Origin of the sequence: Streptomyces rapamycinicus NRRL 5491 (assembly GCF_024298965.1) — a bacterium.
Taxonomy (GTDB): Bacteria; Actinomycetota; Actinomycetes; order Streptomycetales; family Streptomycetaceae; genus Streptomyces; species Streptomyces rapamycinicus.
Map to the genome: position 1 here is coordinate 6,020,962 of NZ_CP085193.1, position 25,059 is coordinate 6,046,020.

Genomic DNA, 25,059 nt, shown 5'->3' on the forward strand with positions numbered 1-25,059 from the left:
GCCGCGGGGCGCCCCCGGCCATCAGGGTGTCCCGGCGCCGCCGTCCGTGGCGCCCGCCGTGCCACCGGTGGGCTCGGTGGTGCCCGGGTCGGTCTCCGGGTCCGTCGGCTGGGTGGGCTCCTCGCCGCCGCCCGGGGTGGTCTCCTCGCCGGTCGGCTCACCGGTGCCCGGGTCCGTCTCCGGGTCCGTGGGCTCGCCCGTGGGGTCGTCCTCGTACGTCGGCGTCGGGTTCGCGGTCGGGGTGTAGTCGCTGCCCGTGTCCCCGGAGGTGTTCCCGTCGTCGCTCGGGGCCGTCTCGTCGCCCGAGTCGTCGCTCGGCTCGTCGGTCGGCTTCTCCGTCTTCTCCTGGGTGACCGACGTCTGGTGCTTGCCCGGCTTCTTCCCGCCGTCCTTGTCGCCGGCGTTGAGGGCAAAGGCGACCCCCGCCGCGACCGCGATCACCGCGAGCACCGCGATCAGCCAGACCCTGCCGCGGCCCTTACGGCGGCCGGAACCGCCGTGGTAGCCGCCGCCACCGCCATGGGGGCCGGTGACGATCGGCTGCTGGGAGGTCTCGCCGTGACCCGGGTGCGGCAGCGCGGTGGTGGCCCCGACGCCGGGCGTGCCCATGGCGGGGGTGGCGGCGCCCAGGTGCTGGGTGACCGGGCCGGTGTTCCACATGCCGGTGTGGCCGCCGGCCTCGTGGAGCATCTGGAGCGCGTACTGGACCAGTCCGCGCATCTCCTCGGCGCTCTGGAACCGGTCGTCCGGGTCCTTGGCGAGGGAGCGCATGACCAGGCCGTCCAGCTCCGGCGGCACGGTGCCGGAGGTCTCCGACGGGGGCACCGGGGTGTCCTGGACGTGCTGGTACACCACCGACAGCGGGGTCTCCCCGGTGAACGGCGGGCGCAGCGCCAGCAGCTCGTAGAGCAGACAGCCGGTGGCGTAGAGGTCGGAGCGGTGGTCCACGGCCTTGCCGAGGGCCTGCTCCGGCGAGAGGTACTGCGGTGTGCCCATGACCATGCCGGTCTGGGTCATCGTGGACTGCGCGCCGTGCAGGGCGCGGGCGATGCCGAAGTCCATGACCTTGACCGCACCGCTGTGGGTGATGATCACGTTGGCGGGCTTGATGTCACGGTGCACGATGCCGTGCTGATGGCTGTAGGCGAGCGCCTCCAGCACCCCGGAGACGATGATCAGCGCCTGGTCCGGCGGCGGGGCCTCGGCGTTGAGCAGCAGATCGCGGATGGTCCGGCCCTCGACCAGCTCCATGACGATGTACGGCACGGTGTTCTGGCCGACCGTGTCCTCGCCGGAGTCGTAGACCGCCACCACGGCGTGGTGGTTCAGCCCGGCCACGGACTGTGCCTCGCGGGTGAAGCGGGCCTTGGACACCGGGTCCTCGGCCAGGTCGGCGCGGAGCAGCTTCACCGCGACCGTACGGCCGAGCCGGAGGTCCTCGGCGGCGAACACCTCCGCCATACCGCCGCGGCCGAGTCGACTGGTAAGCCGATATCGACCATCGCCGACAAGTCCTCCGTTACCCCACACCTCGGGCGTATCCGGCATACCGGACCCGCTGGCGTCAGGTTCGGAGGGCCCCTGGGCGCTCTGGGTCTGTGCCATCGGTCCTCGCCGTCTCGTTCTCGGTGGGGGTCGGGTCGAGATCGCCCCGCCCACGGGCGGTACGGTTCCCGCTAGGCACGCTACAGCCTTCGCGCCGTGTATCGGTTGGTGATGGACCGGCCATCAAACCTGTTGACGGTGAAGCGATGCAAATCGCGTGACGGGTTCTTGCGCATCCGGTCACGGAACGGGCAACGCGGCTTGACGTGTCCGTGGCCTGGGGCAGACTTGGCCACGATATCCAGAACATCAAGATCAATGCGTCGAAACGTGCGCGTCAGAGTAGTGAGTGCGCCTAGGGGGAAGTACGAAATGAGCCAGTACGGCGCATCGGGCAGGTATCAAGGCCACTCTCTGGCGAACGGCCGCTATCAGCTGCGTGACCTGCTGGGCGAGGGCGGCATGGCCTCCGTTCACCTGGCCTATGACACCGTGCTGGACCGCCAGGTCGCGATCAAGACTCTCCACACCGAGCTGGGACGCGAGCAGTCCTTCCGCGAGCGGTTCCGCCGCGAGGCCCAGGCGGTGGCGAAGCTCACGCACACCAATATCGTCTCGGTCTTCGACACCGGCGAGGACGCCATGGACGGCTCGCTGATGCCGTACATCGTCATGGAGTACGTCGAGGGTCAGCCACTGCGCTCGGTTCTGGACGGCGACGTCCGGCAATACGGCGCGATGCCGACCGAAAAGGCACTGAAGATCACCAGCGATGTGCTGGCGGCGCTCGAGATCAGCCATGAGATGGGGCTGGTCCACCGCGACATCAAGCCGGGTAACGTGATGATGACCAAGCGTAATGTGGTCAAAGTCATGGACTTCGGCATCGCCCGCGCCATGCAGTCCGGAGTCACCTCCATGACCCAGACCGGCATGGTCGTCGGCACCCCGCAGTACCTCTCGCCCGAGCAGGCGCTGGGCCGCGGCGTGGACGCCCGCAGCGACCTGTACTCGGTCGGCATCATGCTCTTCGAGCTGCTGACCGGCCGGCTGCCGTTCGACGCGGACTCGCCGCTGGCCATCGCGTACGCGCACGTCCAGGAGGAGCCGGTCGCGCCCTCCTCGATCAACCAGTCCATTCCCCCGGCGGTGGACGCGCTGGTCGCCCGCGCCCTGAAGAAGAACCCGAACGAGCGCTTCCCGACCGCCGAGGCCATGCGCGACGAATGCGCACGAGTCGCCCGTACCGGGCAGACCGGCGCCTCCCCGATCATCATCAGCGGCGGCCCCCCGGCCCGCAGCGGCTCCGGTGTCGGCTCGGCGGTCTTCCCGCCGATCGACCAGCAGACGCCCGCGCCCGGACCCGGCAGCGTCCAGACGCCCTACCAGCCGCAGCACTCCCCCGGGCAGTTCGGCGCCTTCGGCCCGTCCACCCCGCCGCCCCCGGTCGGCCAGGCGCCGTCCACGACACCGCTGGGGCAGGCGGGCTACCAGACCCCGACGCCGTCGTACCAGGGCCCCAGCACCCCGCCGCCGTACAGCATCTCGCCCTCGACGCCGTCAGGGAGCGGGGGCGGCAGGGGCAACAAGGGCGTGATCATAGGCTCGGCCGTCGTCGCGGCCATCGCGGTCATCGCCGTGATCCTGGTCATCGCGCTCAGCGGCGACGGCGAGGGCTCCAAGAACGAGAGCAAGGGGGGCGGCGGTGGCGGCAAGTCGGCGTCGCCGACGGCCCCCGACAAGGCCTCGGGCTTCCGCATGGGCGACAAGACCAAGACCATCGAGACGAAGAAGTGCACCGACGCGTACGAGGACACCGATGAGAAGGGCACGTACTCGGTGCCCGACTTCCAGAACCTCTACATCGACTCGGTGAAGAAGTGCATCCGCGCGGCGGGCTGGAAGTACCGCGTGGTGCCCCAGGACGAGAATCTGTGGGGCAAGGGCACCGTCCTCAATTACACGTACCGGAACTACGAGCCGTACAACCCCAAGACGGACACCATCGAGCTGACCGTCTCCACCGGCAACCCGGAGTAGGGGCGGACTCCCGCTCGCTCCGCTTCCGGCACAACGACGCCGCGGGCCTCATCGGAAGGTGAGGCCCGCGGCGTCGTTTCGTTATGTCCGGCGCGTGTCCGGTCGTTGTTTCCGGTGCGTGTCCGGTCGTTGTTTCCGGTGCGTGTCCGGTCGTGGTGTCCGTTGTGTGGTTCGGGGAGCGGCTCGGCGGCTCAGAGGTACGGCCCCGAGCGGGCGCCGCCCGGCTTGGGCATGTCCTCGTCCTCCTCGCCCCCGCCGATCCCCGGCGGCAGCGCCCTGCGCATCTGCTCCAGCTGGGCGCGCGCCGCCATCTGCTGGGCGAACAGGGTGGTCTGGATGCCGTGGAACAGCCCCTCCAGCCAGCCGACCAACTGGGCCTGGGCGATGCGCAGTTCCGCCTCGGTGGGCACCGCCTCGTCCGTGAAGGGCAGCGACAGCCGCTCCAGCTCCCCGATCAGCTCGGGCGCCAGCCCGTCCTCCAGCTCCTTCACCGAGCTGGAGTGGATCTCCTTGAGCCGGACCCGGCTGGCCTCGTCGAGAGGTGCGGCACGGACCTCCTCCAGAAGCTGCTTGATCATGCTGCCGATCCGCATGACCTTCGCCGGCTGTTCGACCATGTCCGTCACGGGAACCTCGCGCGACTCGTCGTCACCGCTGCCCTCGCCAGAAGAAGGAGTGAGGCCGCCGAGTGCCATGCCGTCCGGACCGACGACCAGGACGTGCGGGCTCTCCTGCGCTCGTTCGTTCATCGGCTGGTTCATACCCCTATTGTTCCGCACCGGCACCCGGTACGACGGGCGAGGGTCGAGGATTCGGCGACGATCACCGGCGAAGGCCGTCAGCGGCGGCCATCGGAGCAGTGGCGGTGATCAGCGGCGGCGCAGCCGCAGACCGAAGAACGCCAGGCCGAGGCCGAGACCGGTGAGCGCGAGACCGGTGCCCAGCGGCAGCACCCGCATCGCCCGCCCGCTGGGCTCGGCGGCGGTCCGCTGAGCACCGTAAGGCTGACCGGACGGGAGCGATTCGCGCGCCTGGTGCCGGTCCGGCCGCTGTGGGACGGGGAGGGAGGACGCCGTCCACTCGGGCACCACCGAGAACCGCCCGGTGCCCTCGTCGTCCCCGGTGTCGGCCGAGGGGTCCCCGTCCGGCGACGTGGGGGTCGGCGTCCCGGTGCGGCCGGGGTGCGCGCGGCCCTCGCCCGCGTGGGTGCCCGCCAGCCCGCCGCCGCCGTCATCGGCGGGGGCGGGCGCGGCGGGGGCCGCGGCCAGGGCTGTGCCCGCCAGCAGGGCCGCCGCGGGGAGTGTGCGAAGCGTCGCAGGGTTCACGGTGGTCACCCTCCCGTGCCGAACCGTTGCGTAACGGGATCAGCGTCACACGAGGGTATGGACCGGGCATCCTGAACGCCGCCGTACGGTCTCCGGTACGACCGAAGGACCGCGGCGCCCATCCGTGACCACCGTAAGGACTGCGACAGCGCCGTAAGGGCAGTCTCGGCATTACCGTAAGGGCCGTGGCGGCGCCGTGGGGATCGCGGCGGCGCCGCCGTACGGACCCGTGGCCCTCAGGTCGTCAGCAGGATCTTGCCCACATGCGTACTGGACTCCAGCAGCCGGTGGGCCTCAGAGGCCTCCCGCATCGGGACGGTACTGTCGACGATCGGGCGGACCCGGCCGCCCCCGATCAGCGGCCAGACGTGCTCCCGTACCGCCGCGATGATCGCCGACTTCTGCGCCAGCGAGCGGCCCCGCAGCCCGGTGGCCGTCACGGCGGCGCTCTTGGACAGCAGGGTGGCCAGGTTCAGCTCGGCCTTCACCCCGCCCTGGAGCCCGATGATCGCCAGCCGTCCGTTGAGGGCGAGCGTCTCCAGATTCCGGGCGAGGTACTTCGCGCCGACGATGTCCAGGATGACGTCCGCGCCCGCGCCGTCGGTGGCCCGGCGGATCTCCTCGACGAAGTCCTGCTCGCGGTAGTCGATCAGGATGTCGGCGCCCAGTTCCTGGCAGGCGGTCAGCTTCTCCGGGCCGCCCGCGGTCACCGCGACCCGCGCCCCGACCGCCTTCGCGAGCTGGATCGCCATGGTGCCGATGCCGCTCGATCCGCCGTGCACCAACAGCGTCTCCCCCGGCCGGAGATGGGAGATCATGAAGACGTTGGACCATACGGTGGCGGTCACTTCGGGCAGCGCCGCGGCCGTGACCAGGTCCACGCCCTCGGGGAGGGGCAGCAGCTGCCCCGAGGGAACCGCCACCTTCTCGGCGTAGCCACCGCCCGCGAGCAGGGCGCACACCTCGTCGCCCACCGCCCAGCCGGTGACGCCGGGGCCGAGCGCCGAGATCCGGCCCGAGCACTCCAGACCGGCGTAGGGCGAGGCCCCGGGCGGCGGCGGGTAGTGGCCCTGGCGCTGGAGCACATCCGCGCGGTTGACGCCGGCGGCCGCCACGTCGACCAGGACCTCGCCCTCACCGGGCACGGGATCGGGGACCTCCGCCCATACCAGGGCTTCGGGGCCACCGGGTTCGGGAATCGTGATCGCATGCATGGCCGCGAGGCTACTCCTGGACCATCGGCGCGCGAACGATCGTGATCAAGCGGTCGGCCGCCTGCAGCGGACTGGCGTCGGGGTCGTCGTACGCGAGGAGGCGATGGCCGCGCAGCACGGACACCACGAGATCCTCCGTATCCCGCACCGACTTGCCCACCTCGGCCTTCACCACTGTGCGCTCCACCAGGTCCAGGCCCGTGCCCTGCTGGATCAGATCCTCGATCACCGCACCGGCCGTCGGGCTCTGCACGCTCATGCCCAGCAGGCGGCCCGCCGCGCTGGCGCTGGTGATCACCGCGTCGGCCCCGGACTGGCGCAGCAGCGGCGCGTTCTCCTCCTCGCGCACCGCCGCCACGATGTTGGCGCCCCGGTTGAGCTGCCGGGCCGTCAGCGTCACCAGGACGGCCGTGTCATCGCGCTGGGTGGCGATCACGAATTGGCGGGCGCGCTGCGCCTCCGCCCGCAACAGCACATCGCTGCGGGTCGCGTCGCCGACCACCCCCGCGAACCCCTCCGCGTTGGCCGCCTCGATCACCTTGTGGTTGGGGTCGACCACGACCACCCGGTTCTTGGGCAGCCCCGTCGCGCAAAGGGTCTCCACCGCGGACCGCCCCTTCGTACCGAAGCCCACTACGACGGTGTGATCGCGCAACGCTGACCTCCAGCGGTTCAGGCGGTACTGCTCGCGGGTGCGTTCGGCCAGGACTTCCAGCGTGGTGCCGACCAGGATGATCAGAAAGAGCACGCGCAACGGCGTGACCAGCAGGATGTTACTGAGCCGCGCGCTGTCGCTGTACGGCACGATGTCGCCGTAACCGGTCGTGGACAGCGTGACGGTCGAGTAGTAGACGGAGTCGAGGAAGTCGACCCGCTCGTCGGCGTTGTCGTGGTAGCCCGCGCGGTCGACGTACACGATGGCCACCGTCAGCACCAGCACCAGCAGCGCCAGCAGCAGCCGCCGGGCGACCTGGCGCAGCGGGCCCGCGGGGAAGTCGGGCAGATGGACGCGGTGGCCGCCGTCCCCGGGGGTGCGGGCGGCCGCGTCGTGGCTGGGCAGCTTCACGCCGGGCCCTCCTGGGGGGATATGTCCTCGCCGTCGGTCGCCCGGTCGGTGCGCTGGCGCGCTTGGTCCGCGTGGCCCGGTTGCTCCGTCGCGCTCGCCGACCACGGGAGATCCAGTACGTCGACCTCCGTGCCGCGCCTCGCCCCGCCGGGCGGGATCACGGCGAGGCCGTCGGCCACCGCGATGCCGCGCAGCATCGCCGGGCCGTTGAAGCGCAGCGGCACCGCCGCGTCCTGCCGGAAGACCACGGGGACCAGCCGGGTGTCCCGCGGATGCCCCTGCACGGCCTCGGCCAGCGGGGCCGGGCCGGGGTCGGGGGCCGGGCGGCCCGTCAGCGTCCGCAGCAGGGGCTCCGCGAGGGTCAGCAGACCGGACACCGCCGCGAGCGGATTGCCCGGGAGCCCCACCAGATGCCGGGCGGGGCGGGACGGGCGCCCGGGGGTTTCGGCAGTTTTGGGGGCTTCGGCGCTTTCGGGTGCTCCGGCGCTTTCGGGGTTTCCGGGGTTCTCGCGGTTTGCGGGGTTCTCGCGGTTTGCGCGGGCGAGGCGGGCCAGCAGCATCGGGTGGCCGGGGCGCACCGCCACCCCGTCCACCAGCAGTTCGGCGCCCAGGCGGCGCAGGGTGGGGTGGACATGGTCCACCGGGCCCGCCGCCGTGCCCCCGGTCGTCACGACGACGTCGGCGGACGACTCGGCCACCGCCGCGTACACCGCGTCCGCCTCGTCGGCCAGCCGCCGGGTGCCCAAGACCTCGGCCCCGAGCGCCCGCAGCCATGGCCCGACCATCGGCCCCAGCGCGTCCCGGATCCGGCCGTCGTGCGGCAGCCCCTCGGTGAGCAGTTCATCGCCGAGGACCAGCACCTCGACGCGCGGCCTGCGCACCGTCGGCAGCTCGTCGTACCCGGCCGCGGCGGCCAGGCCCAGGACGGCGGGGGTGACCAGGGTTCCGGCGGGGAGCAGCTGATCGCCGCTGCGGCACTCCTGGCCGCGGGTGCGGATGTCCTGGCCCAGGACGACGGGGTGGGCGGGGGACGCGTGGAGCCAGCCGTCGCCCGCGTCGGTGCCGTACTCACTGCGCAGTACGGCGGTGGCGCCGGGCGGGACACGGGCGCCGGTGGCGATGCGGACCGCGTGACCATCGGGGAGGGGGGCCGTCTCGCCGTGTCCGGCGAGGATGCCGGGGTGGTCCTGGTCCTTTGTGCCGGTCGGCAGCCGCCAGGGGCCGGGGCCCGAGAGCGCCCAGCCGTCCATGGCGGACGTGTCGAAGGGCGGCAGATCGGTGAGCGCGGCGAGCGGCGCGGCCAGGACCTGGCCGAGCACCTCGGACAGCGGCCGCATCACCGGGGCGGCGTGGGCGGCCTCCTTGACGGCGGCGCGGGCGGCGATGGCGCGGGCGTCGGGCCAGGAGGTGGGGCTGCGATGCGGTGGGTTCATGGAGGGATGCGCGTGGGGCGTGGATGCGCCGGGGGTGCGTTTCGGGGGCGGGGCCGGGGCCTGATGGGCGGGGGCCCTGGACCGCGTGCTCTTGGTGCCAGTGCCCTCCGACATCGGACTACCCGAAGATCGGCCCCTCGAATACACCTCCGGCCTTCGGCGTACGTGACCCTGAGCATCCAGGACCGCCGCGGGCTCTTCCGCCGCTTCCCGTGCCAGGTCGAGCGCGGTCTCGACCCAGTCGGTCCGGGCCGGGTCGCCGGTGTCTGGGATGCCGCCGATCCCGCCGATGTCGCCCGCGTTGCCCATGTTGCCCATGTTGCCGATGCCGTCGGTGTCGCCGGGCTCACGGACGCCGTCGGTGTCGTCGGGGCTTCGCTCCCGGGTGGGTTGGGCCGGGCGGTCATTGGCCAGGCTGAGGGCGGCGTCGGCCCAGTCCTCCTCCGGTTCGGTTCCGGGTGGCTCCGGGCCCTGCGGCGGCGATTCATTCGCCAGCGCCAGCGCCTCGTCGACCTCGCGGTCGAGCGGGTCCCCGTCCCGGGGGTGGCGAGGTGTCACTGCTCCTCGGCCCAACGCGCCGCCAGTGCCGCGGCCTTCTCCGTGGCGGCGGCCAGTGCCTCGGGGCCACCGCCCTTCTGGGCCGCGGCGTAGCCGACGAGAAAGGTGGTCAGGGGGGCGGCGGGCCGGGCGACACCATGTGCGGCGTCACGGGCCAGATCCAGTAGGGCCGCGGTGTCGACATCCAGGTCGATCCCGAGCTCGGCCTTGACCGCTGCAATCCATTCGTCCAACACGTGTCCATGCTCCCTGATGCGCGCTCGAGCCGTGGTGATGTCTTCCCAGGTGTCGCAGTCGAACGATGCGGTGGGGTGCTTGAGGCGGGCCAGGGCCAGCTCGGAGACGAGGAGGCGGAGGGGCAGCCCGCCGAGGCCGCCGTGTTCGGTGGCGAGGAGGGCGATCTCGCGGCGCAGCGGCTCGGCGCGGTAGGCGGCGACAAGGGGCTGCTCACGGCCGTCGGGGTCGATGAGCACGACCCCTTCGGTGCCCTGGAGACCGGTGAGGAGGGTCTCGACGGTCTCGGGAGTGAGAAAGGGCAGATCGGCGGAGAGGACGAGGACGACCGGAGCCGTGGTCTGCCGGATGCCCGCGTCGACGGCCGCGACCGGGCCGCCGCCGGGAGGGTCCTCCCGGGTCCACCGCACCGGCCGCGCCGTGGGCCTGCGCGGGCCGACGACGACGGTCCGCCCGGCGCCGCGGCATGCGTCCAGCACGCGGTCGAGCAGGGCTCGCCCGCCCACCCGAAGCGCGGGCTTGTCCACCCCACCGAGCCGCCGAGCGGCGCCCCCGGCCAGGATCACTGCGTCATACGCACCTGGAGTCACCCCATGAGTATGGCGCCGCCGGGCATCCGCTACAGCCGCCGCAACAACACCATGGGCTGCTCCACGCAGTCGGCCACGAACCGCAGGAATCCGCCTGCGGTGCCCCCGTCGCACACCCGGTGGTCGAAGGTGAACGACAGCTGAACCACCTGGCGCACCGCCAGCCCACCCTGGTGCACCCAGGGCTTCGGGGCGATCCGCCCGACCCCGAGCATCGCCGCCTCGGGGTGGTTGATGATCGGCGTCGAGCCGTCGACCCCGAACACCCCGTAGTTGTTCAGGGTGAACGTGCCGCCGGTGAGCTGCGCGGGGGCGAGGGTCCCGGTCCGCGCAGCCTCGGTCAGCCGGGCGATCTCCTCGGAGAGCCCCTCTATGGTCCGCGTGTGGGCATCGCGCACCACCGGGACGACCAGGCCCCGGTCCGTCTGCGCCGCGAAGCCGAGGTGGACGTCGGGGAGCCGGACGATCTCCCGGCCCGCCGTGTCCACCGTGGCGTTGAGCTCGGGGAAGCGCGCGAGGGCCGCCGTGCAGATACGGGCCAGGAGGGCGAGCACGGAGACCTTGGCCTCGCCCGTGGCGTTCATCGCCGCGCGGGCGGCGAGCAGTTCGGTCGCGTCGGCGTCCACCCAGCAGGTCGCGTCGGGGATCTCGCGGCGGCTGCGCGCGAGCTTGTCGGCCACGGCGCCCCGCACCCCTCGCAACGGAACCCGCTCCCCCTCCGGGACGAGGCCCGCGGAAACGGACGCGGGCGCGGCGGGGCCGGGCGCGGCCGGCGCCGGCGCTACGGACGCGGGCGCTACGGGGCCGGGCGCTACGGGCGCGGCCGCCGTGCCCGAGGCCGCTCGCTCGACGTCCGCCCGCAGAATCAGCCCCTCGGGGCCCGAGCCCCTGAGCCGCCGCAGATCGACATCGTGCTCCCGGGCCAGCCGCCGCACCAGGGGCGAGATCACCGGAAGGGGCCCGGCGGGGGCCGCCACCGCCTCGCGCACCGGCCCGGCGGAGGCCGCCGTCGCCTCGCGTACGGGCGCGGCGGGGGCAGCCGCCGTCTCCGGCAGCGGTCCACCGGGGGCCGTGGGCATCTCGGGCGGCGGCCCGGGGGAGGGCCGCACGCGGCGGCGCCGCGCGGCGGGACCGGCCGTGCCATAGCCGACCAGCACATTGCCCGACGCGCCGTCGATCACGCTCTCAGTGACCGGCGGACCGGATCCGTCGTGCGAGCCCTCGGGCACGGCGACCGTGATCAGCGGCGCCCCGACCGGCACCTCCGCGCCCTCCTCGCCGTAACGGGCCGTCACCACACCGCCGTAGGGGCACGGCACGTCCACCATCGCCTTGGCCGTCTCGACCTCGACCACCGGCTGGTCGACCGCGACCACATCGCCGACCTGGACCAGCCAGCGCACGATCTCGGCGCCGGTCAGCCCCTCGCCCAGATCGGGCAGGGTGAATTCCCGTACGACAGCCATCAGACCGCGCTCCCCTCGGTCCACTCCGACTCCCACTGGAGCCGGGCGACGGCGTCCAGCACCCGGTCCACCCCGGGCAGATGGTGCCGCTCCAGCATGGGCGGCGGGTAGGGGATGTCGAAACCGGCGACCCTCAGCACGGGCGCCTCCAGATGGTGGAAGCAGCGCTCGGTGACCCGGGCGGCGATCTCCCCGCCGGGCCCGCCGAAGCCCGTGGACTCATGGACGACGACCGCGCGGCCGGTGCGGCGCACGGAGGCGCACACCGTCTCGTCGTCGAAGGGGACGAGCGAGCGCAGATCGACGACCTCCAGGTCCCAGCCCTCGGCCCGGGCCGCCTCGGCGGCTTCGAGGCACACCGGTACGGAGGGGCCGTAGGAGATCAAGGTGGCGCTGCGCCGGCCGCCGCTGCCGGGCCCGCGCACCACCGCGCGCCCGATGGGCGGCACCTGCTCGGGGGCGTCGGCCGACCAGTCGGCCTTGGACCAGTACAGCCGCTTGGGCTCCAGGAAGATCACGGGGTCGTCGGAGGCGATGGCGGCGCGCAGCAGCCCGTAGGCGTCGGCGACGGTCGCGGGGGCGACGACTTGGAGGCCGGGGGTGGCCATGTAGTAGATCTCGGAGGAGTCGCTGTGGTGCTCGACACCGCCGATGCCGCCCCCGTAGGGCACCCGGACGGTGATGGGCATCGGCATCGCGCCCCGGGTGCGGTTGCGCATCCGCGAGACATGGCTGATGAGCTGCTCGAAGGACGGGTAGGCGAAGGCGTCGAACTGCATCTCGACCACCGGCCGCAGCCCGTACATCGCCATGCCCACGGCGGTGCCGAGGATGCCCGCCTCGGCAAGCGGCGTGTCCGTGCAGCGGTCCTCGCCGAACTCCTCGGCGAGCCCGTCGGTGATCCGGAAGACGCCGCCCAGGGTGCCCACGTCCTCGCCGAGGACATGGACGGACGGGTCGGCGGCCATGGCGTCGCGCAGCGCGCGGCCGAGGGCCTGCGCCATGGTGGCGGGCTTACGGGCGGTCTCGGCCCCGACGGCGGTGGTCATCACTCCCCCTCCCCGGCGTCCGCGGCCTCGGCGTCGAGCTCGGCGCGCAGCTGGGCCGCCTGCTCGCGCAGCTGGCTGGTCCGGTCGGCGTAGACGTGCTCGAAGAGCGCCATGGGGTCCAGGACCGGGTCCTGGTGCATCCGCGTCCGCAGATCGGCGGCGAGCCGCTCCGCGGACTCCCGCGCGGCCCGGACCCCCTCGTCGTCCAGCAGCTGGCGGTCCCGCATGGCCTCCTCCAGGAGCGCTATCGGGTCGTGGGCGCGCCATGCCTCGACTTCGGAGTCGGGGCGGTAGCGGGTGGCGTCGTCGGCGTTGGTGTGTGCCTCGATGCGGTAGGTGACCGCCTCCACCAGGGTGGGGCCGCCTCCGCCGCGGGCCCGGCGCACCGCCTCCGCCAGGACCTCGTGGACGGCGGCCGCGTCATTGCCGTCGACGAGACGGCCGGGCATCCCGTATCCCACCGCCTTGTGGGCGAGGGAGGGCGCGGCGGTCTGCTTGGCGAGCGGGACGGAGATCGCGAAGCCGTTGTTCTGGACGAGGAAGACGACCGGGGCGTGCCATACGGCCGCGAAGTTGAGGGCCTCGTGGAAGTCGCCCTCGCTGGTGCCGCCGTCGCCGACCAGCGCGAGGGCCACCACATCGTCGCCCTTGAGGCGGGCGGCGTGGGCGAGGCCGACGGCGTGCGGCAGCTGGGTGGCCAGCGGGGTGCACAGCGGGGCGACGCGGTGGGTGTGGGGGTCGTACCCGGAGTGCCAGTCGCCGCGCAGCAGGGTCAGGGCGTCGACGGGGTCGAGCCCGCGGACGACGGCGGCCAGGGTGTCGCGGTAGCTGGGGAAGAGCCAGTCGCGGTCCTCCAGCACCAGCCCGGCCGCGACCTGGCAGGCCTCCTGACCGGTGGAGGAGGGGTAGACGGCCAGCCGGCCCTGCCGGGTGAGGGCGGTGGCCTGCGTGTTGTACCGGCGGCCGCGCACCAGCTCGCGGTGAAGCCGGGTCAGCAGATCGGGGGAGATGCCGGCGGCAGCGGCGGTGCCCAGCAGGCGGTACGGCTCCGCGTCGGGCAGCAGCGGCGCGGCGTCGACGCGGGGCTGCCAGCCGGGCGGGGGAGTGGGCCGGTAGGCACCGGGCTGCTCAAGGACCGTCATGGTGCGACCTCCTGGGCGTGGCGTACGGCGGGAGGGCGGGGCGTGCCGGGCGGCATCGCCCTCCCCTACCGATTGTTCGGTCGTTGACGCATTTTGGCTACAGGCGACCCAAGCCTGTGGACAAACGGTTCTGCCGCCCCTGAGATGAAGACAGGACGTCCATGAAGGGGAGGCAGGACGATATGCCGGGCGAACAGATGGCCAATCCGGACGGCAAACCCCCGGCGCGCCCGCTGGACGACATCGACCGCGACATCCTGCGTCTGCTCCAAATGGACGGCCGCGCCTCCATACGCTCCGTGGCCGAACAGGTGCACGTCTCCCGCGCCAACGCCTACGCCCGGATCAACCGCCTGATCGACGACGGAGTGATCCGCGGCTTCAGCGCCCGGGTGGACCAGGAGCGGGCCGGGCAGGGCGCGTCCGCGTACATCACGCTGAAGATCGTCCAGAACTCCTGGCGCACCGTGCGCGAACAGCTCCGGCAGCTCCCCGGGGCCACCCACCTAGCCCTGGTCAGCGGGGACTTCGATGTGCTGCTGCTGGTGCACACCGAGGACAACCGCTCACTGCGCGAGCTGGTCCTCACCCGGATCCAGGCCATACCGGAGGTGCTGAGCACCCGGACGCTGCTGGTCTTCGAGGAGACGGACCTGGACTCGGAGCCGTAGCGGGGCAGGGGCCGGACGCGGGCGTACCGCCCTGCGGGCGTCTGGCGTCAGGTCTGGGTGCGCAGGCCCGCGAAGGCCGTACGGATCACGGCCTCGGCCACCTCGTGGGAGGTCGCGGCCCCGCCGCGCCCCGGCCGGTACCACTCCACAATGGAGTTGATCATGCCGAAGAGCAGCCGGGTCGCCAGCCGGGCGTCCACATCGGACCGCAGGTCTCCGTCGGCCGCCGCCCGCTTGAGCAGCTCGGCCACCTGATGGTCGAACTCCCGGCGCCGCTCCATGGCCCACCGCTCGGTGTCCGTGTTGCCCCGGACGCGCAGCAGCAGCGTGACGTAGGGCAGCTCCTCCATCAGCACCTCGGCGGTGCGCCGGGCCACGTGCTCCAGCCGCCCGATCGCCCGTCCCTCACGTGCGGCGGGCTCCTGGAGGATGCCGAACAGCCCGTCCAGGGCACGGCTTATGGCCAGCCTGAGCAGCTCCTCCTTGCCCTTCACATGGTGGTAGATGGAGGACTTGGAGATCCCGGCGGCCCGGGACAGGTGCTCCATGGAGGTGCCGTCGTAGCCGCGCTCGTTGAACACCTCCACGGCGACCGCGAGCAGCGATTCGGGCGTGTAGGTGTCGCGCTTGGCCATGGTCATGATTAGAGCAGCCTCTCATCGGCGGCCGCACGCCGGATCAGCGCCTGGGAAGGGGCGTAGCGGCCGGTCGGACAGGCGTGGTGGAGGTTGCGCAGGGTGTCGCGCACCCAGCGGGCGCCGAGCACGCGCCCCCAGGCCAGCGGCCCGCGCGGGTAGTTGACGCCGGTCAGCATGGCGGTGTCGACGTCCTCGGGGGCCGCCACCCCGCGGGCGACGGCGTCCTCGGCGAAGTCCACGAGCATCGCGACCGTGCGGGCCACGACCATGCCGGGGACGTCCTGGACCACGCTGACCTCCTTACCGAGCGCCTGGAACAGGCCGACCGCGGACCGCAGGGACTCCTCGGGGGCGGCTGTGGACGCCGCCAGGGCGACGCGGGTGGCGGTCCGGTAGTCCAGCGCCAGGTCGAAGCGGACCGAAGCGGCGAAGGGGTCCTCGGTGGCCGTCGTGCCGTCGGCCAGGGACAGGCGGGTGCCGTCGGGCAGTGCGAGATGGGCCCCGACGGGCTCGTGGGTCACCGGGATGCCCGCCTCCTCGATGAGGCCGACCAGCCCTTGCGCGGGACCCAGGTCGCCGTGGAGGGCGACCTTGCCGGGGGGCTCGCACGGCTCGGCGGTGTGCGGGGCGGGCCGCCCGGCGCCCTGGGCGTGGTCGTACCAGCCGTGGCCCGTCTTGCGTCCGTGCCGCCCGGAGGCGACGAGCTGCCGCTGGGCGAGGGACGGGGTGAATCTCGGATCGTGGAAAAGCGCTTCCCACACGGATCGGGTGACGGCCTCGTTCACGTCCTGGCCGATCAGGTCGGTGAGCTCGAAGGGGCCCATCCTGAAGCCGCCGGACTCGCGCAGCACGGCGTCCAGGGTGGCGGGGTCGGCCACGCGCTCCTCGTACGCCCGGAACGCCTCGGCGTAGAAGGGGCGGGCGATCCGGTTGACGATGAACCCGGGGGTGTCGGCGCAGCGCACCGGGGTCTTCCCCCAGGCCGCGACGGTGGCCTGGGCACGGTCGGCGGCGGCCTCGTCCGTGGCGGCGCCGCGCACCACCTCCACCAGCGGCATCAGCGGGGCCGGGTTGAAGAAGTGCAGACCGAGGAGGCGGCCGGGGCGACGCAGGACGCCCGCCACGGCGGTGACGGAGAGGGAGGAGGTGTTGGTGGCGAGCAGACAGCCGTCGGAGACCACCGACTCCAGCGCGGTGAACAGCTGCTGCTTGGCGCCGAGTTCCTCCAGGATCGCCTCGACCACCAGCTCCGCCTCGGCCAGGTCGGCGAGGTCGGTGACGGGGGTGAGCCGGCCGAGGGCGGTGTCACGGCCGGCGGCGCTGAGGCGCTCCTTGGCGACCAGCCGGCCGAGCCGGTCCGCGATGGCGCCGGCGGCCCGGGAGGCCCGGCCGGGCGCGGCGTCGTAGAGCCGCACCGGATGGCCCGCGACCAGTGCCACCTGGGCGATCCCCTGGCCCATCGTGCCGGTGCCGACGACGGCGACGAGGCCGGCGCGGTCGGTCCCACGGTCGATCGCAGTCATGCCGCAGATCCTTTTCGACGAAGTTGTCCACAGGTTCGCCAGGCCCTCTTGTCCCGACCGATCGTTCGGTTACTCTAACCCTGTCGCCCATTCCAGCCCAGCCCCAGCTCGACGAGGAGTTGGTCAGTCGTGACCGCCGCACTCACCACCGCGCAGTTGACGCAAGAGCACCGCCCCACCCTCGACCAGGCCCTGGAGGCGATCCGTACCCGCGCCTATTGGTCCCCGCACCCCGAGCACCCGAAGGCCTACGGCGGCGAGGGCCAGGGCGGGCGCCCGAGCCTGAGCGTCGCCGAGGGCCAGGCGGCGTTCGAGGCGCTGCGCGGCAAGCGCTTCGAGCTGGACCAGCCGGGCACCGACGGCTGGACGGGCTCCGAGGTGTCTCCGTTCGGAGCGGAGATGGGCATGGAGTATCCGCATCCGGACATCGAGGTGCTCCTCCCGGCGATGCGGGCGGGGATGCCCGCCTGGCGGGATGCCGGCCCCGAGACGCGGGCCATGGTGTGCCTGGAGATCCTGGCCCGGATCGGCGCCCGGTCGCATGAGTTCGCCCAGGCCGTCATGCACACCAGCGGACAGGCGTACATGATGGCGTTCCAGGCCGGCGGCCCCCACGCCCAGGACCGCGGCCTGGAGGCGGTGGCGTACGCGTTCGCCGAGCAGACCCGCACTCCTGGCGCCGCCGACTGGTCCAAGCCGCAGGGCAAGCGCGACCCGCTGCGCCTGCGCAAGACGTTCACGGCCGTCCCGCGCGGTATCGCGCTGCTGATCGGCTGCAACACCTTCCCGACGTGGAACGGCTATCCGGGGCTCTTCGCCTCGCTCGCCACCGGCAATCCGGTGCTGGTCAAGCCGCACCCCCAGGCCGTGCTGCCGCTGGCGCTCACCGTCCAGGTGGCGCGCGAGGTGCTGAAGGAGGCGGGGTTCAGCCCCGATCTGGTGGCGCTGGCCGCCGAGCGGCCGGACGAGGGAATCGCCAAGGTCCTCGCCATCCGCCCCGAGATCCGCGTCATCGACTACACGGGGTCCACCGCCTTCGGCGACTGGCTGGAGACCCACGCCCGCCAGGCCCAGGTATTCACTGAGAAGGCGGGGGTCAACACGGTGGTGATCGACTCCACCGACGACTACCAGGGCATGCTCGCCAATCTGGCGTTCTCCCTGTCCCTCTACAGCGGCCAGATGTGCACCACCCCGCAGAATCTGCTGATCCCCCGCGACGGCATCACCACCGACGCCGGTCCCAAGACCTATGACGAGGTGGTGGCCGACCTGGCGGCGGCGGTGGACGGGCTGCTTGGCGACGACGCACGGGCGAGCGCGCTGCTCGGCGCGATCGTGGGCCCGCGGGTCCAGGAGCGACTGGAGGCCGCCCCCGGCCTGGGCGCGGTCGCCCTGGCCTCCCGCACGGTGGCCCACCCCGACTTCCCGGGCGCCACGGTCCGCACACCGCTGATGGTCAAGGCGGACGGCGCGCGGAAGTTCTGGGAGGGGGCGGACGCGGACGCGCCCTATCTGGCCGAGTGCTTCGGCCCGGTCTCCTTCGCCGTCGCCGTCCCCTCCACGGAGGACGCGGTCGCGCTGCTGCGCCGGACCACCCGGGACAAGGGCGCGATGACGGTAGGGGCGTACACCACCTCGCCGGAGGCGGAGCGGCTGATCGAGGAGGCGTGTCTGGAGGAGTGCGCCCAGCTGTCGCTCAACCTGACCGGCGGGGTGTATGTGAACCAGACCGCGGCCTTCTCGGACTTCCATGGCACGGGCGGCAACCCGTCGGCCAACGCCGCGCTGTGCGATGGGGCGTTCGTGGCCGGCCGCTTCCGGATGGTCGAGGTCCGCCGCCCGGCGGAGTAGCGGGCCCAGTGGGCGGGGCGTGCCCGCGCATGCCCCGCCCGGACGTGGCCTAGCTGGGGCCGCCCCAGTGGAAGAGGGCCATGGCCACGCTGGTGGCCAGGTTGTAGCTGGACACCTGTGGCCGCATGGGAAGGGCCACCAGCCTCGTGGCCCGCTTCCGCAGCTCCGGCGAGATCCCGTGCCGCTCGGAGCCGAAGGCGAGCAGCGCGTCATCGGGGATGGTCAGGGACCGGATGTCCGCCCCCTCCGGATCCAGGGCGTACAGCGGCCCCTCCGGAAGCGCGTCGACCGGCAGCCGCTCGACCGCGGTGGCGAAGTGAAGCCCGGCGCCCGAGCGCACGGCGTTCGGATGCCAGGGGTCGATATCGCCGGTGGTGACCACGCCCGTGGCCCCGAACCCGGCGGCGAGCCGGACCACGGCCCCGACGTTCCCCAGGTTGCGGGGGTTGTCCAGGACGACCACCGGGGCCTGCCGGGGCCGCCGGGACAGCTCGTCCAGATTCGCCTGACGGCCGCGCCGGACCGCCAGGGCGGCGACCCGGGTGGGGTGCACCCTGGGCACCAGATCGCGCAGGGTCCCGGCATCGATCTCCACCAGAAGGTCCGCGATCGCCTCGGTGAGGTCGTCGGCCAGATCCTCGGCGAGTTCCACGGCGGCCGCCTTGTCGCTGGTGACCGCGGCACGCACCGCCGCGCCGAACCGCAGCGCGTGCTTCAGCGCGTGGAAGCCGTCCAGCAGCACGGTGTCGGGGGCCGTCGCGCGCCAGTGCCGTACGGCCCGCGCGGACTCGTCATCGATCATCCCCTCAGCGTACGAGGGTGCCCGCCGCGGATTCCTCGTCGCTCTCCCGTGCTCGCTGCCCCGGCAGCCACACGGCGCGCGCCGCCAGCCGGTACCGGGCCCGGCCCAGCCGCGCCTCGGCCCAGCGCAGGAGGTTCGTCGGCAGGAAGACCGAGTCCGCCGCGATCACGGCGAGCGAGAAGAAGGGCAGCCCCAGCATCACGGCGATACCGAGGTGCTCCATCATCAGCAGGACGAGCATCACGTTCTTGGCCCGCCGGTTGAGCAGGGTGAACGGGAAGGCCACCTGGACGATGACCGTGCCGTAGGTCAGCACCATCACCAGGGTGCCACTGGACGCCACGATGTCGGCCAGCCAGGGCCAGGGCGAGAAGTAGTCCAGATGCAGCGGGTAGTAGAGGGCGGTGCCGTCCTGCCAGCGCGAACCCTGGATCTTGTACCACCCGGCCGAGGCGTACAGCAGACACACCTCGGCCATGATCACCAGCAGGGCGCCGTTGTGCGCCACATTGGCGAGCGCGTCCAGGACCGTGCGCGGCTCGCCCGGCGCGTAACGCCTGACGAACCACCATCCGGCCTGGACGAGCCACAGCCCCCACAGGACGGCGCCCCAGCCCAGCCCGGGCAGCGGGCCGTCGGCGGTCAGGGAGAGCCGGGCCTCGGTGAACAGCTGCGCCCAGAGCAGGGCGGTCCCGGTGACGGCCCACAGCACGACTCCGGTGGTGTCGCGCGGCGGCCGTTCGCGGTCCGCGCGCCGGGCCGCCCGGCGCGCGTCCAGGGACCACACCTGACCGCACCGGGTCAGCACCAGATACATCGCCATCAGATGGATGAGGTTGTCGCCGCCGTCCCCCACGAAGATGCTGCGGTTCTGCAGCGACAGCACCCCGATCATGAACAGCACGGACATGGTGCGGGTGCGCCAGCCCACCAGCAGCAGCGCGCTGGAGACGATGGCGAGGGCGTAGACAATCTCGAACCACACCGTGCTGTCGGACCACATGAGCGCGGTGAAGGCGCGGTTGCCGTCGATCAGCCGCGCGGCCATCTCCCAGTTCCACGGGCCGTCCGGCCCGTACAGCTCCCGGCGGTGGGGCCATTCGCGCACCAGGAAGAGCAGCCAGGTGAAGGAGAAGCCGATGCGCACGACGGCGCTCTGCCGGGGGCCGAGCGCGGACGCGGTGACGCGCGTGTAGCCACGCGCCACGGCGGTCTGGAGGCGGGCGGAGGGGGTCACCGGCGCTTCGCCTCCGGGAGGTCATCGGAGGTCACGGTCCACCACGGCAGCGTGCGGTAGACCGTCTTTGTGTCGATCTTCTCGTCGCTCCAGGGCGGCGCGGCCACCGGAGTGGTCGCGGAGCGCACCTGTATTCGCTCCACGGTGCCGCCGTCCTCCTCGCGGCCGAGGCGGAGCATCACGATCCGGCGGATGTACTGCTCGGAGAGGCTGCCGCGCATCCCCTGCGGCCGCTCCCGCACATCATGCGAGCCGACGTAGAACTCCCAGCCGCGGCGCAGCTCGTTCTGCTGGGTGTGGCTGGGCAGCGGGTTGTGGTGGATGGCCGCGCCGTCCTGGGCCGAGAGGTCGCGCCAGCCGGTGGTCGCGGTGCCGCCCTCGGAGGTGCGGATCTCGGCACGGGCCTGAACGGCGATGTTCTGCTGGAGCGGGTTGGGGGCGAAGAGCTTCCAGACCCGTTCGAACTCCGGATAGACGTAGTCGTCTATCGCCGCGCCGTGCCGCTTGGTGAGGGTGTTGGGCGGTGAGACGTTCAGGAAGGCCGCCGAAAGATGGATCGCGGCGGCGACGGCGGCGACCGCGATGGCCACCGCGATGATCAGCTGTGCGGGCAGGGAGAGCGCGGTGAGCGGTTCCGCCGCGTCGCCGTCCGGCGCCGAGGCCGTCGGTTCCGGGTCCGCCGGCTCCGACTCCCCCGGCTCCGGTCCCGTTGGCTCCGAGTCCGTCAGTTCCGATTCCCAAGGCTCCGGCCCCGTCGGCTCCCCATCCCGCGGCTCCCCATCTTGCGGCTCCGGTCCCGTCGGCTCCCGTTCCGCCGGTTCCGGCTCCGTGTCCGCCATACCCCGCCCCGCTCCCGATGGTCCAGGTCTTCGCGCACGCCGGTCGGCCGCGCGCCCCCGTGGCCCCCACGCCCCCGGCACCGTACCGATGCGGAACCACTCGGCACAGCGTCCTCAGCGTTATCCACAGGGTTGACACCCTACGTTCCTCAGCACACCATTGAACCGAACGATCGGTCGGTCGGCTGGCCGGTCGGCGGAGACGAATGGCGGAGGGGCTTCGCATGACGACGATGGCGGCGGACGCGGGAGCGTACGAGGCGGTGTTCGACGCCGCCCTGGCCGCGGACGAGCGCATCGAGCCGCGCGACTGGATGCCCGATGAGTACCGGGCCACGCTGGTGCGACAGATGGCCCAGCACGCCCACTCCGAGATCATCGGCATGCAGCCGGAGGCGAACTGGATCACCCGCGCCCCCTCGCTGCGGCGCAAGGCGATCCTGATGGCCAAGGTCCAGGACGAGGCGGGCCACGGCCTCTATCTCTACAGCGCCGCGGAGACCCTGGGCACCAGCCGGGACGAGCTGCTGGACAAGCTCCACAGCGGCCGCCAGAAGTACTCCTCGATCTTCAACTACCCCACGCTGACCTGGGCCGATGTCGGCGCCATCGGCTGGCTGGTGGACGGTGCCGCGATCACCAACCAGGTCCCGCTGTGCCGCTGCTCCTACGGGCCCTACGCGCGGGCGATGGTCCGCATCTGCAAGGAGGAGTCCTTCCACCAGCGCCAGGGGTATGAGCTGCTGCTGGCCCTGAGCCGGGGCACCGAGGCCCAGCACGCCATGGCGCAGGACGCGGTGGACCGCTGGTGGTGGCCGTCGCTGATGATGTTCGGCCCGCCGGACGACGCCTCGGCCCACTCCGCCCAGTCCATGGCCTGGAAGATCAAGCGCCACTCCAATGACGAGCTGCGCCAGCGCTTCGTCGACATCTGTGTCCCCCAGGCCGAATCCCTCGGCCTCACCCTCCCCGACCCCGAGCTGCGGTGGAGCGAGGAGCGGGGGCATTACGACTTCGGCCCGATCGACTGGGCCGAGTTCCGCGAGGTGCTGCGGGGAAACGGGCCGTGCAACGCCCAGCGGATCACCCAGCGGCGCCGGGCCCATGAGGAAGGCGCCTGGGTGCGCGACGCAGCCGCGGCGTACGCGGCCAAGCACGGGAAGGCACAGGCATGAGCGGCAGCGGCACAGGCACGAGCGGCAGCCCGAGCGCCGAGTGGCCGCTGTGGGAGGTGTTCGTCCGCAGCAGGCGCGGACTGTCGCACACCCACGCCGGATCCCTCCACGCCCCGGACGCGGAAATGGCTCTGCGGAACGCACGGGATCTGTACACCCGCCGCTCCGAGGGCGTCTCGATCTGGGTGGTGCCGTCCGCCGAGATCACCGCCTCCTCCCCGGACGAGCGGGATCCGTTCTTCGAGCCGGCCGCCGACAAGCCCTACCGCCACCCCACCTTCTACGCGATCCCGGAGGGGGTGCGGCACCTATGACCGCGGCCCTCGCCCTGGGCGACGACGCGCTGGTGCTCTCCCACCGGCTGGGGGAGTGGGCCGGGCAGGCGCCCGTGCTGGAGGAGGAGGTCGCGCTGGCCAATATCGCCCTCGACCTGCTCGGCCAGGCCCGGGTGCTGCTCTCGCTCGCCGGCGACGAGGACGAGCTGGCGTATCTGCGCGAGGAGCGGGCGTTCCGCAACGTCCAGCTGGTCGAGCAGCCCAACGGGGACTTCGCCCAGACCATCGCCCGCCAGCTCTACTTCTCCACCTACCAGGAGCTGCTGTACGAGCGGCTGGCGCGCGGCAGCGGCCCCTTCGCCCCGCTCGCCGCCAAGGCGGTCAAGGAGGTGGCCTACCACCGCGACCACGCCGAGCACTGGACCCTGCGGCTCGGCGACGGCACGGCGGAGAGCCATGAGCGGATGCGGCGCGGGCTGGACGCGCTCTGGCGGTTCACCGGTGAGCTCTTCGAACCGGTCGAGGGGTGCGAGGTGGAGTGGAGCACCCTGCACGACGCCTGGCTGACCCGGATCACCTCGGTCCTGGAGCGGGCCACCCTGACGGTGCCCGAGGGGCCGCGGCGCGGTGGCTGGGCGGCCGGCGCGGGGCGCCAGGGCATCCACAGCGAGCCGTTCGGCCGGATGCTCGCCGAGATGCAGCATCTGCACCGCAGTTACCCGGGGGCGACATGGTGACGCCCAGGCCCCCCGCGGCGACCACTCCCCCCGCCTCCGGCACCGGCCTCACCCCGCTGGAGGAGGAGCTGCTGCGGCTGGCCGGATCCGTGCCGGACCCGGAGCTGCCGATGGTGTCCCTGGCCGAGCTGGGAGTGATGCGCGGGCTGCGACTGCTGGGGCCGGGCCGGGTCGAGGTCGAGCTGACCCCCACCTACACCGGCTGCCCGGCGCTGGAGTCGATGGCCACCGATATCGAGCGGGTGCTCCATGACCATGGCGTCCCCGAGGTCGCCGTGCGCACGGTCCTCTCCCCGCCCTGGACGACGGACGCGATCAGCGCCGAGGGCCGCCGCAAGCTGGCGGAGTCCGGCATAGCGCCGCCCGCGCCGCTCGACGCGACGGCGGGCGGTCCGGTTCCGGTGGCGCTGGCGGTGCGCTGCCCGCACTGCGGCTCGACCGAGACCGAGCTGCTCAGCCGCTTCTCCTCCACCGCCTGCAAGGCGCTGCGCCGCTGCGCGGCCTGCGGCGAACCGTTCGACCACTTCAAGGAGTTGTGATGGCCGCGGAGGCGGTGAAGCGGGTCACGCCCCGCCACGGCGCGTTCCACCCGCTGCGGGTGGCCGCGGTCGACCGGCTCACCGATGACGCGGTGGCGGTCACCCTCCTGGTGCCGCCCGCGCTGCGGGAGACGTTCCGCTTCGCGGCGGGACAGCACATCGCGGTGCGCCGGTTCGCCGATGGCGCGGAGATCCGCCGGACGTACTCGATCTGTACTCCGGCCCCGGGCGCGGAGGGCCCGGAGTTCCTGCGGATCGGGGTGCGGCTGGTCGAGGGCGGTGAGTTCTCGACCTATGCCCTCAAGGAGCTGGCGGTGGGCGCGGTCATGGAGGTGATGGCCCCGGCCGGCCGGTTCGTCCTGGAGCCCCGTCCCGGTCACTTCGCGGCGGTCGTCGGCGGCAGCGGTATCACCCCCGTGCTGTCCATCGCCGCCACACTGCTCAGCCGGCGGCCCGAGGCGCGTTTCTGCCTGATCCGCAGCGATCGCACCGCGGCCTCGACAATGTTCCTGGATGAGGTCGCCGACCTCAAGGACCGCTGGCCCGACAGGTTCCAGCTGGTGTGCGCGCTGTCCCGGGAGGAGCAGCAGGCCGGGCTGGTCTCCGGGCGGCTCGACGAGGAACGGCTGACCGGGCTGCTCCCGGCGCTGCTGCCGGTCGCCTCGGTGGACGGCTGGTTCCTGTGCGGGCCCTACGGTCTGGTGCGCGCCGCCGAGCGGGCGCTGCGCGGCCTCGGGGTCTCCCGCGGCCGGGTCCACCAGGAGATCTTCCATGTGGACGCGGCCCCGGCCGAGGACGTCCCCATACCGGGCGCCGCGCTGGCCGCCTCGCACAGCTCGGTCACGGCGACCCTGGACGGCCGCTCGGGCACCTGGCCGGTCCAGGACGGGGAGCCGCTGCTGGAGACCGTGCTGCGCAACCGGTCCGACGCGCCGTACGCGTGCAAGGGCGGGGTCTGCGGCACCTGCCGGGCCTTCCTGGTCTCCGGTGAGGTGCGGATGGACCGGAACTTCGCGCTGGAGCCGGACGAGCTGGAGGCGGGCTATGTGCTGGCCTGTCAGTCCCACCCGGTGGGCGAGCGGGTGGAGCTGGACTTCGACCGCTGAC

23 protein-coding genes are annotated in these 25,059 nt (G+C 72.7%); 8 read left to right on the forward strand and 15 right to left on the reverse strand.

Going from position 1 to position 25,059, the window contains the following annotated elements; genetic code table 11:
* Positions 1-21: 21 nt before the first annotated feature.
* Entirely contained in the window at positions 22-1,605 is a 1,584-nt protein-coding gene (locus LIV37_RS25145) for a protein kinase domain-containing protein (protein ID WP_121824533.1), read from the reverse strand.
* A gap of 312 nt (positions 1,606-1,917) precedes the next feature.
* Here LIV37_RS25145 and LIV37_RS25150 point away from each other — a divergent pair, with 312 nt between their 5' ends.
* A complete protein-coding gene (locus LIV37_RS25150) occupies positions 1,918-3,585 on the forward strand; it encodes a protein kinase domain-containing protein (RefSeq protein ID WP_020869909.1) in 1,668 nt (555 codons plus the stop codon).
* Positions 3,586-3,776: 191 nt separating this feature from the next.
* On the opposite strand, the gene LIV37_RS25155 is transcribed toward LIV37_RS25150, so the two are convergent.
* The 9 genes from LIV37_RS25155 to pdhA all read right to left on the reverse strand — a co-directional run bounded on the left by LIV37_RS25155 (position 3,777) and on the right by pdhA (position 13,662).
* Positions 3,777-4,346 (reverse strand): bacterial proteasome activator family protein, encoded by a 570-nt coding sequence (locus LIV37_RS25155; protein WP_020869910.1) that lies wholly within the window; start codon positions 4,344-4,346, stop codon positions 3,777-3,779.
* Between the two features lie 108 nt (positions 4,347-4,454).
* Entirely contained in the window at positions 4,455-4,910 is a 456-nt protein-coding gene (locus tag LIV37_RS25160) for a hypothetical protein (RefSeq protein ID WP_148717801.1), read from the reverse strand.
* 236 nt (positions 4,911-5,146) lie between these two features.
* A complete protein-coding gene (locus LIV37_RS25165) occupies positions 5,147-6,124 on the reverse strand; it encodes an NAD(P)H-quinone oxidoreductase (protein WP_020869912.1) in 978 nt (325 codons plus the stop codon).
* Between the two features lie 10 nt (positions 6,125-6,134).
* Positions 6,135-7,190, reverse strand: coding sequence for a potassium channel family protein (locus LIV37_RS25170; protein ID WP_020869913.1), 1,056 nt, complete (start codon positions 7,188-7,190; stop codon positions 6,135-6,137).
* Complete coding sequence (locus LIV37_RS25175; protein ID WP_121825284.1) at positions 7,187-8,737, reverse strand: molybdopterin molybdotransferase MoeA; 1,551 nt, start codon at positions 8,735-8,737, stop codon at positions 7,187-7,189. Before LIV37_RS25175 ends, LIV37_RS25170 begins: the two co-directional genes overlap by 4 nt.
* Positions 8,738-9,177: 440 nt before the next feature.
* Positions 9,178-10,005 carry an NTP transferase domain-containing protein gene (locus LIV37_RS25180; protein WP_121824531.1) on the reverse strand — a complete coding sequence of 276 codons (828 nt, stop codon included), beginning with the start codon at positions 10,003-10,005 and terminating at the stop codon, positions 9,178-9,180.
* 29 nt (positions 10,006-10,034) lie between these two features.
* On the reverse strand, positions 10,035-11,471 hold the full coding sequence (locus LIV37_RS25185) for a dihydrolipoamide acetyltransferase family protein (RefSeq protein ID WP_121825283.1): 1,437 nt from the start codon (positions 11,469-11,471) through the stop codon (positions 10,035-10,037).
* Positions 11,471-12,520 carry an alpha-ketoacid dehydrogenase subunit beta gene (locus LIV37_RS25190; protein ID WP_020869917.1) on the reverse strand — a complete coding sequence of 350 codons (1,050 nt, stop codon included), beginning with the start codon at positions 12,518-12,520 and terminating at the stop codon, positions 11,471-11,473. Before LIV37_RS25190 ends, LIV37_RS25185 begins: the two co-directional genes overlap by 1 nt.
* A complete protein-coding gene (gene pdhA, locus LIV37_RS25195) occupies positions 12,520-13,662 on the reverse strand; it encodes a pyruvate dehydrogenase (acetyl-transferring) E1 component subunit alpha (RefSeq protein WP_020869918.1) in 1,143 nt (380 codons plus the stop codon). The genes LIV37_RS25190 and pdhA overlap by 1 nt, the downstream gene beginning before the upstream one ends.
* Positions 13,663-13,844: 182 nt before the next feature.
* Here pdhA and LIV37_RS25200 point away from each other — a divergent pair, with 182 nt between their 5' ends.
* Positions 13,845-14,333, forward strand: coding sequence for an Lrp/AsnC family transcriptional regulator (locus tag LIV37_RS25200; protein ID WP_020869919.1), 489 nt, complete (start codon positions 13,845-13,847; stop codon positions 14,331-14,333).
* A 47-nt stretch (positions 14,334-14,380) separates the two neighbouring features.
* Here LIV37_RS25200 and LIV37_RS25205 read toward each other — a convergent pair whose 3' ends face one another.
* Positions 14,381-14,974 carry a TetR/AcrR family transcriptional regulator gene (locus LIV37_RS25205; RefSeq protein ID WP_020869920.1) on the reverse strand — a complete coding sequence of 198 codons (594 nt, stop codon included), beginning with the start codon at positions 14,972-14,974 and terminating at the stop codon, positions 14,381-14,383.
* Positions 14,975-14,976: 2 nt separating this feature from the next.
* On the reverse strand, positions 14,977-16,494 hold the full coding sequence (locus tag LIV37_RS25210) for a 3-hydroxyacyl-CoA dehydrogenase (protein ID WP_020869921.1): 1,518 nt from the start codon (positions 16,492-16,494) through the stop codon (positions 14,977-14,979).
* Positions 16,495-16,623: 129 nt separating this feature from the next.
* On the opposite strand from LIV37_RS25210, the gene paaN reads away from it, so the two are divergent.
* Entirely contained in the window at positions 16,624-18,348 is a 1,725-nt protein-coding gene (gene paaN / locus LIV37_RS25215; RefSeq protein ID WP_020869922.1) for a phenylacetic acid degradation protein PaaN, read from the forward strand.
* 49 nt (positions 18,349-18,397) lie between these two features.
* Here the strand turns inward: paaN and LIV37_RS25220 are convergent, their stop codons facing one another.
* From LIV37_RS25220 to LIV37_RS25230, 3 genes are read right to left on the reverse strand one after another with little or no spacing between them, the layout of a single operon-like run.
* Positions 18,398-19,150: a TrmH family RNA methyltransferase gene (locus LIV37_RS25220; protein WP_020869923.1), complete on the reverse strand. Its 753-nt coding sequence runs from the start codon at positions 19,148-19,150 to the stop codon at positions 18,398-18,400.
* A 4-nt stretch (positions 19,151-19,154) separates the two neighbouring features.
* Positions 19,155-20,387 (reverse strand): HTTM domain-containing protein, encoded by a 1,233-nt coding sequence (locus tag LIV37_RS25225; RefSeq protein WP_020869924.1) that lies wholly within the window; start codon positions 20,385-20,387, stop codon positions 19,155-19,157.
* The gene (locus LIV37_RS25230; RefSeq protein WP_020869925.1) at positions 20,384-21,226 is read right to left on the reverse strand and encodes a DUF5819 family protein; all 843 of its coding nucleotides are present in this window, start codon (positions 21,224-21,226) and stop codon (positions 20,384-20,386) included. Before LIV37_RS25230 ends, LIV37_RS25225 begins: the two co-directional genes overlap by 4 nt.
* A gap of 224 nt (positions 21,227-21,450) precedes the next feature.
* Here LIV37_RS25230 and paaA point away from each other — a divergent pair, with 224 nt between their 5' ends.
* The 5 genes from paaA to LIV37_RS25255 are packed head-to-tail and all read left to right on the forward strand — an operon-like array spanning position 21,451 to position 25,058.
* Entirely contained in the window at positions 21,451-22,401 is a 951-nt protein-coding gene (gene paaA, locus LIV37_RS25235; protein WP_020869926.1) for a 1,2-phenylacetyl-CoA epoxidase subunit PaaA, read from the forward strand.
* Positions 22,398-22,715, forward strand: coding sequence for a 1,2-phenylacetyl-CoA epoxidase subunit PaaB (gene paaB, locus LIV37_RS25240; RefSeq protein ID WP_020869927.1), 318 nt, complete (start codon positions 22,398-22,400; stop codon positions 22,713-22,715). Before paaA ends, paaB begins: the two co-directional genes overlap by 4 nt.
* The gene (paaC, locus tag LIV37_RS25245) at positions 22,712-23,413 is read left to right on the forward strand and encodes a 1,2-phenylacetyl-CoA epoxidase subunit PaaC (RefSeq protein ID WP_020869928.1); all 702 of its coding nucleotides are present in this window, start codon (positions 22,712-22,714) and stop codon (positions 23,411-23,413) included. Before paaB ends, paaC begins: the two co-directional genes overlap by 4 nt.
* Entirely contained in the window at positions 23,407-23,952 is a 546-nt protein-coding gene (gene paaD, locus LIV37_RS25250; RefSeq protein ID WP_020869929.1) for a 1,2-phenylacetyl-CoA epoxidase subunit PaaD, read from the forward strand. The genes paaC and paaD overlap by 7 nt, the downstream gene beginning before the upstream one ends.
* Positions 23,952-25,058, forward strand: a complete 1,107-nt coding sequence (locus LIV37_RS25255) for a 2Fe-2S iron-sulfur cluster-binding protein (RefSeq protein ID WP_020869930.1) — start codon at positions 23,952-23,954, stop codon at positions 25,056-25,058. The genes paaD and LIV37_RS25255 overlap by 1 nt, the downstream gene beginning before the upstream one ends.
* Position 25,059: the final 1 nt, after the last annotated feature.